The following is a 15,237-nucleotide window of genomic DNA, read 5'->3' as shown; positions in this document are numbered from 1 at the left end:
TGGAAAATCATGGCTGGGGTGGTAGGATTCGAACCTACGATACACGGTACCAAAAACCGCTGCCTTACCACTTGGCTACACCCCAACGGTGAGCGGCTATCTACGATTGTTGTTGGCGGGGTTCAAGGGCTTTTGGGTAAAAAATGCGACTGCCTTGGAAAAATATTTTTGGCCGGTCGTCAGGTGGTTTTCAACAGCACTGCGCCGTTGCGATTGCCGGTTTGGACAAGGTCATGGGCGGATGCGCAATCCTGTAGCGGCAGGATCGTTTCAACCGGGCAAATCAAGCTGCCATCTTCCAATGCTGCATGCAGCCGATTGATCGCCGCAGATCGCGGTGCAGGCGGCAGAAGGTAGATCAGGATAAGCTCAAGCGTCACAGCTTTGAACATCAGGGGGTAAAAGGGCAGGGTGGGGGACATCTCCTGCGCAGAGCCGAACGCGTTGATACGTCCATTCTCGGCGATCACGGCAGTATTTGTTTCAACATTCCGGCCAAATTCAACATCGACGATTCGGTTGATCGGAACGCCATCATTGGCGGCAAGGATTTGCTGGGCCAGATCGGGATCGCTGTAGTCCAGTACCGTTTCCGATCCGGCCTGTCGCACGCGCTCATAGTTGCGAGGGTGTGCAGTGCTAATGACACGGGCGCCTGCCCATTTCGCCATTTGGACGGCCAGATAGCCGACCGTGCCTGCTCCGCCGTGGATCAAAATGGTTTGGCGTTCAATTTCACCGCCTGAAAAGACAGCGTGGCTGGCCGTCAGGCCCGGAATGCCAAGAACTGCCCCGGTTTCCAGGGAGACGGCGTCCGGGAGGGCAACCGCCTGATCCGAGGGCAGTGTGATTTGGGTGGCCGCTGTTCCCAAGGCGCGATTCCACTGGCCATTCCATATCCAGACGCGCTGACCCAGCCGCGATTTTGGAACGCCTTCTCCAACGGCAGAGATTACACCGGACCCGTCGCTGTGGGGGACGATAACCGGGAACGCAGGTTTCGTGACCCCGGGTCTGGATCCGGCACGCGCTTTGACGTCCGAGGGGTTCACACCGGAAAAGGCCAGATCAACGGTCACGTCACCTGGGGCCGGAGGCACGTCGGGAAGGTCTTGCAGTTTCAGAACGTCTGACGCATCGCCGAATGCTGAATATGTGATGGCTTTCATGGTGTCCCCTCGGCCCTGTCAGGTCAATTTAGCTGCGTCGCGGGGCATTGCCAGAGATTCGAACCTCGGTCGCGCCCGAACGATTGCGCGGTGCAGCCAGCACAAGGCGGTGGCTCTTACTCGCGGATTTCGGAGGGTTCGACGCCCCAGAGGTTGGATTTCAAGGTCCAGCCGCGATAGCCGCCTGCGGATATACGGCACCAATCCAATGAGCAGGTGCCAAGGCGGGCGACGACTCCGGTTTCGAAATGCGCATTGATCTGAGAATTTGGGTCAGGGCGGGCGTAGACGGGCAACATATCGGATTCGATCAGAACGGTCCGAACACCTGACAGCAACGCGTAATGGACCCAGCCGCCTGCTCCGTCACGGTCCTGTACCTTGCGCCAGTTGCCATACTCTGCCGTGATCTGCAGCGGCATGCCCCGACGTTTGAACACCCAGTCGATTCGATGGGTCAGGGACGGGCCGCGCCGCACATTCCCCTCGGCCGCTTTCATCGAGACATAGCGGGGCAGGGGCAGATTCGTGACAGGGCCGCGCGCCTCTTGCGTCGCGGCGGCGATTGGGCCGAACGCCATAAGAACCACGGTAAGGATCGCCAAACAGCGGCGTTTCACCGGTAGAAGACCACTCACTGACTGTCTGCTCTTGTGCCTGTTGATCTGCTTTCGAAAAAAGGTCGACTCAATGCCTTAGGGGTTCTTGTGCCCCGCCTTATCCTGCGCCACGATGCCATGGAGCGCGCGCGTTTGCAAAGCGATGGGAGGGCTGAGGTGCCAAGAGAACGTCTGAGTGTTGTTGTAACGCGACGGTTGCCCGAGGCAGTGGAAACGCGGTTGAGCGAGTTGTTCGATGTTCGCCTGCGCGAGGATGACGCGCCCATGACACGCGAAGAACTGGTCGCGGCGGTGCAAGAGGCCGATGTGCTGGTACCCACAGTGACCGACACAATTGACGGTGGATTGTTGGGGCAGGCGGGTGAGAACCTGCGTCTGATCGCAAACTATGGCGCGGGTGTCGATAATATCGACGTGGCCACAGCCCGGCAGCGCGGCATTCTGGTGTCGAACACGCCGGGTGTGCTGACCGACGATACGGCCGACATGACCATGGGCCTTATTCTGGCGGTTACGCGCCGCATTCCCGAAGGGTTGGCCGTGATGCAGCAGGGCGATTGGACCGGGTGGGCACCCACAGCATTGCTGGGTGGCCGGATCGGTGGTCGACGTCTGGGCATTCTGGGCATGGGCCGGATTGGGCAGGCCGTTGCCCGCCGTGCCAGCGCCTTTGGCATGCAGGTGCATTATCACAATCGCCGCCGCCTGCGCCCCGAGACCGAGGAAGAGCTTGAGGCGACCTATTGGGAAAGCCTGGATCAGATGGTGGCGCGCATGGATGTGATCTCGGTCAATTGTCCGTCAACGCCATCGACCTTTCACCTGATGAATGCGCGACGGTTGAAGCTGATGAAGCCCTCGGCAGTGCTTGTGAACACGTCGCGGGGTGAGGTGGTGGACGAGAACGCCCTGACCCGCCTGATCCGCGCGGGTGAGATCGCCGGGGCCGGGCTGGATGTTTATGAACACGGCACCAATGTGAACCCGCGCCTGCGGCAATTGCCGAACGTTGTGCTTCTGCCGCATATGGGGTCGGCCACGTTGGAAGGGCGGATCGAGATGGGCGAGAAGGTGATCATCAACATCAAGACGTTTGAGGATGGCCACCGCCCGCCGGATCAGGTTGTGCCCGCTATGCTATAGCGCATTGGGAAAGGACTGTGATGGAGGTTTATCGGGCCGGATGCCGCTGTGGCAGCGTGCGCGTAACGGCAAATGGGCCTCCGTCGCGGGTTGGGATGTGCCACTGCCTTGACTGTCGTAAGCATCACGGAGCGTTGTTTTATGCCGCTGCCATCTTTCCCAGGGACGCGGTTGAGATCAGCGGAGAGGTCCGCAGCTATGCGGGGCGGTCATTTTGTCCGATCTGCGGTTCGCCGGTATTTGCCCAAACCGGAGAAGAGGTCGAGGTTCATTTGGGCAGTTTTGACCAACCCGACCAATTGAAACCGACATATGAATGCTGGACAATCCGGCGGGAAGGCTGGCTGCCCGAATTTGAGGGCATGCAACGATACGATCGGGACCGCGCAGATTAGGTGATGAACGGTGTGGCGGAACTCTGCCGTCGTTCGGTTCTGTATCAACCGATGGTTGCGGTGTTGCGGTGGCCCGTACAGTGTTGAAAGCAATAGTTGAATTGGAGGATACGATGCGTTCCGGTTATATTTCAGGTCTCATACTGTCTGCGATCACGTTTGCTGCCCCGGCTATTGCGCAGGAAACCGCAGATGCGGTTGCGCCCGAAGGGGCAACGGAAGGTCAGGTTCAGGCCCTCACCGAAGAAGTGGTTGCCGCGCTTGAGGCGAAGGCCGCAGGCGTGCCGGTGCAATCCGACAACTGGATGGTCGCCGCCGCCAATCCGCTGGCCGTCGAAGCCGGGGCGCGGGTGCTGCGCGCAGGCGGCTCGGCTGCGGATGCGATGGTTGCTGTTCAGGTTGTTCTGGGGCTGGTCGAGCCGCAATCCTCGGGTCTTGGGGGCGGGGCATTTCTGGTTTGGTACGATGCCGCCACAGGAGAATTGAACACGCTGGACGGGCGCGAAACGGCCCCACTGGAGGCGACGCCGCGGCTGTTTCACGACGAAAACGGTGAACCGCTGAAATTCTTCGACGCTGTAGTTGGCGGGCTGTCGGTGGGTACTCCGGGAACGCCCGCGCTGTTGGAAGAGGCGCACCGCCGCTGGGGCCGGTCGCCATGGCCCGGCCTGTTCACAGATGGTATCCGGCTGGCCGAGGACGGCTTCCTTGTGTCGCCGCGCCTCGCCACGCTGGTCGAGAATGATGCCGAACGGCTTTCCCGCTTTCCGGCAACGGCCGAGTATTTCCTGCCCGGCGGAGAACCCTTGCAACAAGGGCAGCGATTGGTGAACCCCGACTATGCAGAGACGTTGCGGACACTGGCGGCCGATGGGGCTGCGGGGTTTTATGGCGGTGATATCGCTGCGGGCATCGTCAACACCGTTCGGACCGCTCCGGGCAATCCGGGCGTTCTGTCGGGCATTGACCTTGCGCTGTATCAGGTGATCGAGCGTGAGCCGGTCTGCGCGGCATACCGGTCGTTTGACGTATGCGGTATGGGGCCCCCTTCATCGGGCGCGCTGACGGTTGGTCAGATTCTGGGCAAGCTGGACAATTTCGACCTGTCCGCCATGGGGCCGGACAGCATGGAAGCCTGGCGTTTGATCGGAGACGCCTCGCGCCTCGCCTTTGCGGACCGGGGGCGGTACATGGCGGATAGTGATTATGTCCCCATGCCGACCAATGGGCTGGTGGATCCGGACTACCTGTCGGAACGCGCTGCCTTGCTGAACACCGAAAGCGCGCTGACCGAGGTCGCGCCCGGCAATCCCGAATTCGACCACGCGTTGAACTGGGCCGATGATGCCTCGCTGGAACTGCCTTCGACCTCGCATATTTCGATTGTGGACGGCTATGGCAATGTCCTGTCGATGACCACGACCATCGAAAACGGCTTTGGCTCGCGCCTCATGACCAACGGGTTTCTGTTGAACAACGAATTGACGGATTTCTCGTTCAAGACCCATTCGGACGGAGTACCCATTGCCAACCGGCTGGAGCCTGGCAAACGTCCCCGCTCGTCGATGAGCCCGACGATTGTGATGCTGGACGGCGCGCCGGTTCTGGCCATTGGATCGCCCGGTGGCAGCCGTATCATTGGCTACGTGGCCAAGTCGATCATCGCCTGGGCGGATTGGGGCATGGATGTGCAGCAGGCCGTCTCGCTGCCGCATCTGGTAAACCGGTTCGGCACCTATGACGTTGAACTGGGGACCACCGCCGAAGGTTATGTCGATGCCCTGACCGAGCTTGGGTTCGAGGTGAACCCCCGCGACCTGACCTCGGGCCTGCACGCCATCGAAATTCGCGACGGGCTGAGCGGTGGCGCGGACCCTCGGCGCGAAGGCATCGCGCTGGGCGAATAGGTCTTGGGACTTGTCCCGCGTTGCCGGGCCTTTTAGTCATGAACTGAAAGGCCCGGCACCCTGTCGGGCAGGGGAGAACCAAGATGGTGCAGGCAACCGCGCTGCCCCGCAATGACGCGGGTATTGAAACGGCGATTGGAATTCTGAAACAGCGCTTTGGCGACCGGCTTCAAACCAGCGCCGCGATCCGGGAACAGCATGGTCACACCACGACGTGGATCGCGAACCAAAGCCCCGATGCCGTCGTCTTTCCGCAGACGACCAGCGAGGTCGCCGACATCGTAAAAACCTGCGCGGCCCACAAGGTTCCGGTGATTGCCTTCGGCACCGGCACCTCGCTTGAGGGGCACGTCAATGCGCCAGCCGGTGGGGTTTGCGTTGATCTGATGCAGATGAACAGGGTGCTGGCGGTAAATGCCAGCGATCTGGATTGTGTCGTGCAACCCGGCGTCACCCGAGAGGACCTGAACACCCATCTGCGCGATCAGGGCTTGTTCTTTCCCATCGATCCGGGGGCCAACGCTTCGCTGGGTGGAATGGCCGCAACGCGGGCCTCGGGCACCAATGCCGTGCGATACGGGACCATGCGCGACAACGTGCTGAGCCTTGAGGCCGTGATGCCAGACGGGCAGGTGATCCGAACCGGGAACCGCGCCAAGAAGTCTTCGGCCGGCTACGATCTGGCCCGGCTGCTGATCGGGGCCGAGGGGACGCTGGGCATTATTACGGAACTGACGCTGCGGTTGCACGGGATACCCGAGGCGATCAGCTCGGCCCGCTGTTCTTTCCCAACCGTCGATGCCGCGTGTCAGGCGGTGATGATGACAATCCAATACGGCATCCCGGTCGCGCGGATTGAACTGCTGGATGAGATGTCGGTTCGGGCCGCGAACGCCTATTCTGGCCTGACGTTGCCCGAAACTCCGCTGTTGCTGCTGGAATTCCACGGGTCCGAGAATGGCGCGGCGGAACAGGCCGCAACCTTTGGTGAGATCGCCGCTGAATTCGGGGGTGCCGATTTCGCTGCGACCTCGACCACCGAAGAACGCAACAAGCTTTGGCAGGCGCGTCATGATATGTATTGGGCCTGCCTGCAATTGCGCCCCGGCGCACAGGGCATATCGACGGATGTCTGCGTTCCGATCTCGCGCTTGGCCGAAGCGGTTGGTGCCGCGCAGGGCAAAGCCGCCGAACTGGACCTGATCGCGCCGATTGTAGGGCATGTGGGCGATGGGAATTTCCACACGTTACCCCTGATCGATATGGACAACAAAGATGAGGTTGCCAGGGCCGATCAGTTCGTTGGCTGGCTGAACGATCTGGCAATCTCGATGGATGGAACCTGCACGGGTGAGCACGGAATTGGTCAGGGAAAGCGCCCTTATCTGGTCAAGGAACTTGGCGCTGCGACCCGGTACATGGCCACGATCAAGGCTGCGTTGGATCCAGACAATATCATGAACCCGGGAAAGATCGTTCCGGACCAATAGCCCGCTGTATCGCGGGGCCATATTCGCTGTCTCACTGCGACTTTTTAGGACACTGATTCAGCCTGCGGGTCGTTTTTTTCTTATCACCGGTCGGATGAATGTCGCGCCGCGCCCTGGATTTGCGCCATATGGGTGCAACTGAATTCAAGGGGAGACGCCCGGTTATGAAAACCCAAGTCAAAGCACTGGTTGTTGGCGGCGGTGCCGTCGGCACCTCGATTGCCTATCATCTGGCCAAAGCGGGCTGGGACGATGTGATGCTGATCGAACGGGATGAGCTGACCTCGGGCTCGACCTGGCACGCGGCGGGCCTGCTGCCGCTGTTCAATATGTCCTACGCGACGACCCATATCCACAAATACTCGGTCGATTTCTATAAACAGCTTGAGGAAGAGACCGGCCTGAACGCAGGCTTTGCCGTGGTCGGCAACCTGCGCATGGCGCAGACGCAGGAGCGTATGGATGAATACATGCTCTATGCCTCGACTGCCGAGACCTGCGATGTCGCTTATGAATGGCTGACGCCCGAACAGATCAAGGACCGCTGGCCGCTGATCGAGACCTCGGATCTGAAAGGCGCGATTTATCACACCGAAGACGGCTATATTAACCCGGCCGACGTGACGCAGGCCATGGCCAAGGGCGCGCGCCAGCGCGGCGTGGACATCGTACGCAAGATGCAGGCCGATGCCTTCCACTGGAACGGCACCCATTGGGAAGTCACCTGCACCAAGATGATCGAAAAAGGTGGTAACCTTATCCCGTCCGATGAGCAGGTGGTGATCACCGCCGAGCATGTGGTGACCGCATCAGGCAACCACGCGCAGCGCACCGCCAAGATGCTGGGCATCAAGATGCCCGCGATCCCGGTCGAGCACACGTTCATCGTCATGGACAAGGACCCCGAACTGGTCAAATGGCGCGAAGCGGGCAACCCCGAGCATCCCGTTGTCCGCGACGCCGACAACGAATCCTACGCGCGTGAGGAACGCGGCGGCTGGATTCTGGGCATCTACGAACATGGCGCGCCCGCACAGTTCGAACATGGCGTGCCCGACAGCTTCCGCGCCGACCTGTTCCCGCTGGATCTGGACCGGATCGCCGATCAGTACATGGCCATGGCCGAGCGCGTCCCCTCCTGCGCCGAATCCGGTCTGAAAGACGATTTCAACGGCCCGATCTGCTACACCCCTGACGGCAACCCGCTGGTCGGTCCGGCTCCGGGCCTGCGCAATATGTGGCTGGCCGAAGGTTTCTCGTTTGGTATCACCGCTGCGGGTGGCACCGGCTATTACCTGGCGCAGATGATGGTCGATGGCGAAGCCGAGATCGACATGGCCTCGCTGGACCCCAAGCGGTACTCGTCCAACTGGATGACCACCGAATTCGCAGCCCGCAAGAACGAGGAATGCTACGAACACGTCTACATCCTGCACCACCCGGATGAAGAGCGTGAGGCTTGCCGTCCGCTGCGCACCGTCCCTGCGTATGACCGCCAAAAGGCACGCGGCGCGCAATTCGGCTGGGTCAATGGCTGGGAACGTCCCAACTACTTTGGCCCGCTGGACGCGGCGGACAATTTCGACAAGGAAAGCCGCTCGTTCCGCCGTGGCGGCTGGTGGCAATATGCCGTCGAAGAAGCCAAGGCGATCCGCGAAGGCGTCGGCCTGATCGATGCCTCGGCCTTCACCAAGCATGTCGTCAAAGGCCCCGGTGCGACCGCGTTCCTTGACTGGTTCACCTGCAACAAGCTGCCCAAGGTTGGTCGTATCAACCTGACCTACGCGCTGACCTCGCATGGCACCACCCGCACCGAATACACCATCGTCCGCAATGGCGAGAACAACTACTACATCGTCTCTGCCGGTGCCTGGACCGAGTACGACGCCGACTACCTGCGCAAGGCGGCCGAGGACAAGATGGAGGAGTTCGGCTATATCGAAATCCAGGACGTGACCACCCAGTGGGGCGTCTTTGCCATCGCCGGACCTAAGTCGCGTGACGTTCTGAAAGAGGTCATCAAGGACGCCGACCCGGACACCGCGCTGTCCAACAAGCGCTTCCCATGGCTGTCGGCGCGTCAGATCGAACTGGGTATGTGCCCGGTCAATGCGATCCGCGTGGCCTATACCGGCGAGTTGGGCTGGGAACTGCACCACCCGATCGAGATGCAGAACTACCTGTTCGATCTGCTGGAGAAAGCCGGTGAGAAACACGGCATGAAACTGGTCGGTGCGCGCGCCCAGAACTGGCTGCGACAAGAGAAATCCTATCGCGCCTTCGGCACTGAATTAGGTCGCGATGCGACCCCGCTTGAGGCCGACCTGCCGCGTTTTGTCGATCTGTCCAAGGATTTCCACGGCAAGGCCAAGCTGGAAGAAACCGGCGTGCGCGTGAAATGCTGCACGCTGCTGATCGACGGGCCGGACGATGCCGATCCGTGGGGCCGCGAGGCGCTCTATACGCCGGAAGGTGAGCGCGTGGGACGTCTGACCTCGGGTGGCTACTCGGTGGCGTTCGAAAAATCCATCGGTATGGGATACGTGAAGCCAGAACTGGCGGTCGAAGGCACCAAGCTGCAGGTCAAAATGCAGGACAAGCTGTGGGATGCGGTTGTGACCTGCGACAGCCCGTATGACCCGAAAAACGAGGTCATCCGCAAGGACGGCTAGTAGCTCGTAATAAATGGGTCGCCTTCGGCGCCCCATGCCTCCGGCGGAGGTATTTTTGAACAAGAGAAGCGGGGGCTGGTCACAAGATCCAGCCCCCCTGCTTTTGGCGAGGGGGCCTTCTCCTGTTACGGTCATCGGCGCCTCCGCCTGTACCGCAAAGACACTGTCGCCCATCAGAGTTAACGATCCGTTACTTCTTCTGTTCAAAAATACCTCCGCCGGAGGCAAGCCTGCGACAGCAGGCTTTTTGAAGAAAAGAGCCGGCTGGCTTATGCCGTGGCAATGAAGGCCAGATTGTTTGCGGGCATTTCAACAGTTTCGACGCGCTTCATCCCCTTGGCAAACAGCATTGATCGAATGTCGGCATCGTTTTTGTAACCAATTTCGGGGTCCTGCAGGACAAGCGCCTCATGAAATCGTTTATCCCCGTCACTGGTCAACAGCCCGTCCCGTTTGAACGGGCCGTACAGAATAAAGCGCCCACCGGGTGAGAGCTTTTTTGCGGTTTCCGACACCAGTGTTTCCGCCTCTTCCCAACTGATCAGGTGCAGCAGATTAATCAGCACGATCAGGTCCTTGGGCGCGAATTGCTTGCTCCAACCCGCTTGCGTTGCGTTCAATTCCAAAGCCGGCGCGATGTTGGGGTGATTGACTGCATATGCATCAATGCTGGCGCGGCGTTCGGGATCAATCTCTGTCGGCTGCCAGAACAGGTTGGGCAAACGCTCGGCAAAGGCGCAAACATGCTGGCCCGTGCCGCTGGCGATTTCGAGGGCGGAGCCGTCGGAGGGGGCCCATGCTTCCATAAGGTCACTCAGAACGCCTGCGTTCCGGGTGGCGGCGGGCGCGACCAGTTTGCCGTTATCCGCGGGGGTGGCGACGCTGGCATTTTGCGGAGGGATGCGCTTGCTCATCTGTTCAATCGGTCCGGAGTTAGCATGTTGATGATGGTTTGATCAAATATCGGAGAGTTTCCGACAACAAGGTCTGCCAGAAACTGAGACGCGGCTGGTGCGCTTTGAAACCCGTACCCGCCCTGACCAGCGCACCAGATAAACGACCGTTCCAGCGGATCGGGGCCCAGCACCAACGTCCCATCTGGCGCAAAGCTGCGCAACCCGGCCCAGTTTGTCTCAACCCGCGTGACGGGTTCGGTCACCAAAGCCTCGTACTGCGCCAAGCCTTCGGCGAGCACCATGTCATCCGCATAGGCGTCATGCGGTGTAACCGGTGTTGCGTCGGCCGGAGACACCAGCAACTTGCCCGCATCCGGTTTAGCATACCAGCTTTCGTCTGTGCCCAGCATCATCGGCCAGCCCGAGACGTCGTGCCCTCCTGGGGCCGGGATTCGCGCCACGGAACGGCGGCGCGGGGTGATGCCGATGGGCTGAACGTCGGCCAGTTGTGCAATCTCATCCGCCCATGCGCCTGCCGCGTTGATCAGGTAGCGGGCGTCGAATACGTCTCCGGCCTCGACCCGCCAATGCGCCGATTTGTGAATGGCTGTCACCTTGTGCTTTGTCAGCACGGCCCCGCCATTTCTGCGAATGGTGCGCGAGAAATCCTGCATCAGGCGGTCCGTGTCGATGTCAAACGCGGCTTCGCTGAGTGCGGCATAGCCAACACCTGCGGGATCAAGAATTGGTATTCGGGAAACTGCATCTTCGACCGACACCCTGCTCATGTCGAGACTGGTCAGATCAGCATTGAAGGCTTCACGCTGATCTTTGGCTGCGACCAGCATCAGTCCGCGGGGTGTCAGGTAGCCTTCGTTCTCTGTATGCAGAAACCGGGCGCTGGCTTTGTTCAGCTCTACCACCGATGGCGGGCCGTAGTTCTGCTCGAAAAGGGCGGCCGATCGACCGGATGCATGATAGCCAACTGCATCTTCTGCCTCCAACACGGTTACGGACCCGTGCTGTGACAGCCGGGCGCCTGCGCTCAGCCCTGCAATGCCGCCGCCGATGATGAGGAAATCAATCATATCATGTGCTTTCATTTAGGCAGGTACCCCAAAGGGTTTCAGGTTTCATATCGGTGTCTGAGGTCCCTGTTCGTCTCGACAGTCGGTCCGTGGACTATAAGCAAGCTTGAATTTGTGCTTCAACCCGGTCAAAGAAGTAGCAAAACAAACAGGAGGGTAAGGTGACCGCAGCAGAGCTTCATCCAATGGCCACCGGGCATATTCCCAGATACGTCGTCGCAGCTGACGGGAGCGATTACCTTTTCTCCGCCATGGTCGTTTTCTTTGTGGTGCTTGTGGTGCTGATCGGTGTTGGCTACCTGACACTTCATTCGGTTCCCGAGAAAATGGCGCATGAAAACAACCATCCGCAGTTCCAGTTGGTGGGAATTCTGGCGCTGTTGGCCCTGTTCACGCATAACGGAATTTTCTGGATTGCGGCCATTCTGGTTGCCGGGTTCCAGTTCCCGGATTTTGCGACGCCGATGAAGAACATTGCCGACGCTATTCGATCTTTGGGTCGGTCACCTGTGCCAGAGACGCTGCCCGAAGCGCCGCCCCCAGCCGCGCCGAGTGCGGACAAAACCGAAGCGCAGGAGCACTAAGTCATGATCGAGACGATGATCTGCGCCCTGATTACGGTGCTGCCCGACTATCTGTTCCGCCGCTTTGTCCAAGGTAAGCGGATCGGGCATGAGATTACGTTGTTCACCATGTGGTATGAATTGCGCTGGGGGCTGACCACCTGCGCCATTCTGGCCCTGACGGTCATCACCACGCTGTTCTATTTCCACCCGGCCAGCACAACCGCTGCGTCCTATTTCAGGACAGTCACCATCCTGCCGCAACTGGGTGGGCGCGTGTCCGAGGTCTATGTCCGCAACAACGAATTGGTGCAGGCCGGCCAGCCGATTTTCCGGATCGAGGATTTCACTCAGCAGGCGCAGGTTCAGGCCGCGCATGCGCAGGTTGCTCAGGTGCAGGCCTCGCTGAAAGTGGCCGAAACCGATCTGGCCGAAGCCGACGCCGGGATCGCGGGTGCCCGCGCCGCGCTGGATCAATCGCTTGAGGATCTGGAACGCAATACCACGCTGCGGGACGAAGGGTCGAGCGCTGTTCGTCTGACCGAGATCGAGCGGTTGGAGAACCTGGTAGAGGAGCGCGAGGCGCAGGTCACGGCTGCGGAATCCCGGCGCGCGGCGGTTGTTCAGCAGATCGAAGAGCTGATCCCGGCCCAGCTAGCCAGCGCCAACGCCCAACTGGACGCCGCGCTGACCGAGTTGGACAAGACCGTGATCAACGCCGGAGTAACCGGTCGGGTCGAACAATTCGGGCTGCAAGTGGGGGATTACGTCAGCCCGCTTTTGCGTCCTGCTGGCATTCTGGTGCCGTCGCATTCCGGGCATGACAGGTTTCAGGCTGCGTTCAACCAGCTTTCGGCACAAGTCATCAAACCCGGCATGATCGGAGAGCTGGGCTGCATGACCAAGCCCTTTACCGTGATCCCGATGGTCGTGGTCGAGGTGCAGGACGTGATCCCCTCGGGCCAGATCCGCCCGTCGGATGAGTTGCGGGACGTGCAGACCAACAACAACCCCGGTTCTATTCTGGTGTATATGGAGCCGTTGTATAAAGGCATGACCGACGACATTCCGCCGGGCAGTAACTGTCTGGCAAATGTCTATACCGACAACCACGAACGGCTGGAGCATGAAGACCTTGGGTTTTGGGAGGGGGCCTTCCTGCATGTCGTCGACACCATCGGCGTGGTTCATGCTGCGGGATTGCGTCTGCGCCTGATCCTGATGCCGGTGAACACTCTGGTCCTGACCGGCCATTGATCTGCCTTTGACCCCGGTCGTCAGACCGGGGTCGGCTAGGGACCGTTAATATGCCGGTACCCGAAGTGGTTTGAATTGATCTGTCGGCAGGCCGATGTGCTTCAGATGGCAGATGCAATTTTGGGGTTGGATGCCCCCGTCAAATTCCCAGTTGTGACGCTGCCAGATTGCGCAGCACCTCATCCGTGCCACCGCCGATGGTCATCACCTTCACTTCGCGGTAAATCCGTTCCGAGGCCGTCCCACGCATATATCCCGCACCACCCAGAATCTGCACCGCCTCATCGGCGCAAAATTTCAGCGCGTCCGTCGCTGTTACCTTGGCCATCGAGGTGCGGGCGACGTGGACGTTCAAGGGGTCAGCCCCCTGCATGTACCGCCAGATGATGTCATAGGTCAGGGTTCGGGTCGCATCGATCCGGGCCGCCATGTCGATCAGCTTGTGCTGAATGGCCTGACGCGCTGTCAACGGTTTGCCGAAGGCGGTGCGTTGTCTGGCCCAGGCCAGGGCCTCGTCGTAGCAGACCTGCGCCATCGTGTAGGCGTGCACCGCCAGGGCCAGTCTTTCATTGTTGAAGTTTAGCATGGCCGCCAGAAAGCCTTCGCCTTCCATACCCACCAGATTTTCAGCCGGAACGCGGCAATTGTCGAAATGCAGATGCGCGGTGTCCGACGCCCACCAGCCCATCTTTTTCAGTTCTGTCCGGGTCAGCCCCGGCGTGTCGCCTTCGACAACCAGAAACGAGATGCCGGTCATGCTTTGATCGTCAGGATCTGTGCGCACAGCCACGGTCAGTTGATCGGCCTGCATGCCCGAGGTGATAAAGGTCTTTTCCCCGTTCACGATGTAATGGTCACCGTCCCGGATCGCCGTGGTGCGCAGGGCGGCCACGTCCGATCCTCCGCCGGGCTCGGTTATGGCCAGCGCCGCGATGCGGTCGCCTGCGATCACCGGTTTCACGAACTTTTCGAGTAGTGCCGCGTTGCCGCTTTGCGCGATCGGAGGCAGCGCAATCGAAAAAGACCCCAGCGAGGCTGCAACGCCCCCCGCACCACAGCGCGCTATCTCTTCGGTGCCAACCACTTGCATGAACAGATCACCGTTCGCACCGCCTAGATCTTCGGGGAAGGCGACGCCCTGAAATCCAACCTCGGCAGCTTTCTTGTACAGCTCGCGGGGAAGGCGACCGGCGTCTTCCCATGTGTCGATATTGGGCATGATCTCGGCCTCGACAAAGGCGCGCAGGCTGCTGCGGAAGGCCTGATGTTCTGCGCTGAAATGACGGTCGGGCCGCGTATTGTCGTACATGATGCTCTTTCCCCCGAACTGTGATCAGGTGCTTTTTCTGGACTGAACGAATTGCCAGACGATTTTTGAGAACTGGTCGATTTTGGATTGCAGGGCCATCGGGTCAGGCGCAAAACGCGCCTGAATCAACAGCCCGCGCAAATAGGTGCGGCAAAGATCCCAGACCATCACCATCAATTCCGGATCATCGGGATAGGTGGCGCGCAGTTGCTGGTTCAAATCCGCGTCCCACTGCGCCAGCATATCGTTAAGCGCGAATTCCAGATTGGGGTCGGTGCGCGCAGCCACCATCAACTCGACAAAGGCGCGCCCGGCCGAGGTGTTCACAACCCTTGACCACAGCAATTGCGCGATCTGCCCATAGTCCCCGGCGCTGTCCTGACCATGCGCGCGTCCGAAATAGCTGATCGCACCGGCGCGGGCATTGTCCAACATCAGTTCCGCAGCGGCCACGATCATGTCGTGACGGGTTGGAAAGTGATAGTTCACCGATCCGCGCGACAGGCCTGACCGGCTTTGGATCGCGCTGAAACTGGTCTCGGCATAGCCAAGTTGGTCAAGGCATTCGATCACGGAATCCAGAACCGCGCGCCGTGTCGCAACGGCGCGATCCTGCTGGCGACGGGGCGATGTGCCAGTTGCGTCAGACGAAGTCGTGTTGGTTTTCATGTTGACAGGCTGCTCTGGACTTGTGAAAAAAACAGGACGTCCTGTTTTATATGAGAGCC

Annotated in this window: 13 protein-coding genes and 1 tRNA gene; 7 read left to right on the top strand and 7 right to left on the bottom strand. The window is 60.1% G+C overall.

The window, feature by feature from the left end:
- Positions 1-10: 10 nt before the first annotated feature.
- From ACR0MO_RS08845 to ACR0MO_RS08835, 3 genes are all read right to left on the bottom strand, one after another.
- Positions 11-85: transfer RNA gene (locus ACR0MO_RS08845), tRNA-Gln, on the bottom strand.
- Between the two features lie 94 nt (positions 86-179).
- Positions 180-1,169, bottom strand: coding sequence for an NADPH:quinone reductase (locus ACR0MO_RS08840; protein ID WP_170452279.1), 990 nt, complete (start codon positions 1,167-1,169; stop codon positions 180-182).
- Positions 1,170-1,285: 116 nt separating this feature from the next.
- Positions 1,286-1,750: an SH3 domain-containing protein gene (locus tag ACR0MO_RS08835; protein ID WP_170453126.1), complete on the bottom strand. Its 465-nt coding sequence runs from the start codon at positions 1,748-1,750 to the stop codon at positions 1,286-1,288.
- Positions 1,751-1,945: 195 nt separating this feature from the next.
- Here ACR0MO_RS08835 and ACR0MO_RS08830 point away from each other — a divergent pair, with 195 nt between their 5' ends.
- The 5 genes from ACR0MO_RS08830 to ACR0MO_RS08810 all read left to right on the top strand — a co-directional run bounded on the left by ACR0MO_RS08830 (position 1,946) and on the right by ACR0MO_RS08810 (position 9,396).
- A complete protein-coding gene (locus tag ACR0MO_RS08830; RefSeq protein WP_480890760.1) occupies positions 1,946-2,932 on the top strand; it encodes a 2-hydroxyacid dehydrogenase in 987 nt (328 codons plus the stop codon).
- A 20-nt stretch (positions 2,933-2,952) separates the two neighbouring features.
- Entirely contained in the window at positions 2,953-3,327 is a 375-nt protein-coding gene (locus ACR0MO_RS08825) for a GFA family protein (RefSeq protein WP_170452277.1), read from the top strand.
- Between the two features lie 113 nt (positions 3,328-3,440).
- Positions 3,441-5,234: a gamma-glutamyltransferase gene (gene ggt, locus ACR0MO_RS08820; protein WP_170452275.1), complete on the top strand. Its 1,794-nt coding sequence runs from the start codon at positions 3,441-3,443 to the stop codon at positions 5,232-5,234.
- Positions 5,235-5,317: 83 nt separating this feature from the next.
- Entirely contained in the window at positions 5,318-6,724 is a 1,407-nt protein-coding gene (locus tag ACR0MO_RS08815) for an FAD-binding oxidoreductase (RefSeq protein ID WP_480890758.1), read from the top strand.
- 164 nt (positions 6,725-6,888) lie between these two features.
- A complete protein-coding gene (locus tag ACR0MO_RS08810; protein WP_480890757.1) occupies positions 6,889-9,396 on the top strand; it encodes a GcvT family protein in 2,508 nt (835 codons plus the stop codon).
- A 269-nt stretch (positions 9,397-9,665) separates the two neighbouring features.
- On the opposite strand, the gene ACR0MO_RS08805 is transcribed toward ACR0MO_RS08810, so the two are convergent.
- Entirely contained in the window at positions 9,666-10,310 is a 645-nt protein-coding gene (locus tag ACR0MO_RS08805; RefSeq protein WP_170523126.1) for a DUF938 domain-containing protein, read from the bottom strand.
- Positions 10,307-11,380, bottom strand: a complete 1,074-nt coding sequence (locus ACR0MO_RS08800) for an FAD-dependent oxidoreductase (protein ID WP_170523128.1) — start codon at positions 11,378-11,380, stop codon at positions 10,307-10,309. The genes ACR0MO_RS08805 and ACR0MO_RS08800 overlap by 4 nt, the downstream gene beginning before the upstream one ends.
- A 185-nt stretch (positions 11,381-11,565) precedes the next feature.
- On the opposite strand from ACR0MO_RS08800, the gene ACR0MO_RS08795 reads away from it, so the two are divergent.
- Positions 11,566-11,964 (top strand): hypothetical protein, encoded by a 399-nt coding sequence (locus tag ACR0MO_RS08795; RefSeq protein ID WP_170453124.1) that lies wholly within the window; start codon positions 11,566-11,568, stop codon positions 11,962-11,964.
- A gap of 3 nt (positions 11,965-11,967) precedes the next feature.
- The gene (locus ACR0MO_RS08790; protein ID WP_170633721.1) at positions 11,968-13,200 is read left to right on the top strand and encodes an HlyD family secretion protein; all 1,233 of its coding nucleotides are present in this window, start codon (positions 11,968-11,970) and stop codon (positions 13,198-13,200) included.
- 139 nt (positions 13,201-13,339) lie between these two features.
- Here ACR0MO_RS08790 and ACR0MO_RS08785 read toward each other — a convergent pair whose 3' ends face one another.
- Together ACR0MO_RS08785 and ACR0MO_RS08780 are read right to left on the bottom strand one after the other, a co-directional pair.
- Complete coding sequence (locus ACR0MO_RS08785) at positions 13,340-14,509, bottom strand: acyl-CoA dehydrogenase family protein (RefSeq protein WP_170452264.1); 1,170 nt, start codon at positions 14,507-14,509, stop codon at positions 13,340-13,342.
- Positions 14,510-14,533: 24 nt separating this feature from the next.
- Entirely contained in the window at positions 14,534-15,178 is a 645-nt protein-coding gene (locus tag ACR0MO_RS08780; RefSeq protein ID WP_170452262.1) for a TetR/AcrR family transcriptional regulator, read from the bottom strand.
- Positions 15,179-15,237: the final 59 nt, after the last annotated feature.

Source organism: Ruegeria sp. K5 (genome assembly GCF_056531805.1).
Note: the sequence above shows the minus strand (reverse complement) of the source record. Positions and strands in the feature narration are given on the sequence as shown.

What these genes read in the sequence shown, in the direction of transcription:
- ACR0MO_RS08840 (WP_170452279.1), bottom strand. Translation starts at nt 1,169, where the DNA reads ATGAAAGCCATCACATATTCAGCATTCGGCGATGCGTCAGACGTTCTG.
- ACR0MO_RS08835 (WP_170453126.1), bottom strand. Translation starts at nt 1,750, where the DNA reads ATGGCGTTCGGCCCAATCGCCGCCGCGACGCAAGAGGCGCGCGGCCCT.
- ACR0MO_RS08825 (WP_170452277.1), top strand. Translation starts at nt 2,953, where the DNA reads ATGGAGGTTTATCGGGCCGGATGCCGCTGTGGCAGCGTGCGCGTAACG.
- ggt (WP_170452275.1), top strand. Translation starts at nt 3,441, where the DNA reads ATGCGTTCCGGTTATATTTCAGGTCTCATACTGTCTGCGATCACGTTT.
- ACR0MO_RS08815 (WP_480890758.1), top strand. Translation starts at nt 5,318, where the DNA reads ATGGTGCAGGCAACCGCGCTGCCCCGCAATGACGCGGGTATTGAAACG.
- ACR0MO_RS08810 (WP_480890757.1), top strand. Translation starts at nt 6,889, where the DNA reads ATGAAAACCCAAGTCAAAGCACTGGTTGTTGGCGGCGGTGCCGTCGGC.
- ACR0MO_RS08805 (WP_170523126.1), bottom strand. Translation starts at nt 10,310, where the DNA reads ATGAGCAAGCGCATCCCTCCGCAAAATGCCAGCGTCGCCACCCCCGCG.
- ACR0MO_RS08800 (WP_170523128.1), bottom strand. Translation starts at nt 11,380, where the DNA reads ATGATTGATTTCCTCATCATCGGCGGCGGCATTGCAGGGCTGAGCGCA.
- ACR0MO_RS08795 (WP_170453124.1), top strand. Translation starts at nt 11,566, where the DNA reads ATGGCCACCGGGCATATTCCCAGATACGTCGTCGCAGCTGACGGGAGC.
- ACR0MO_RS08790 (WP_170633721.1), top strand. Translation starts at nt 11,968, where the DNA reads ATGATCGAGACGATGATCTGCGCCCTGATTACGGTGCTGCCCGACTAT.
- ACR0MO_RS08785 (WP_170452264.1), bottom strand. Translation starts at nt 14,509, where the DNA reads ATGTACGACAATACGCGGCCCGACCGTCATTTCAGCGCAGAACATCAG.
- ACR0MO_RS08780 (WP_170452262.1), bottom strand. Translation starts at nt 15,178, where the DNA reads ATGAAAACCAACACGACTTCGTCTGACGCAACTGGCACATCGCCCCGT.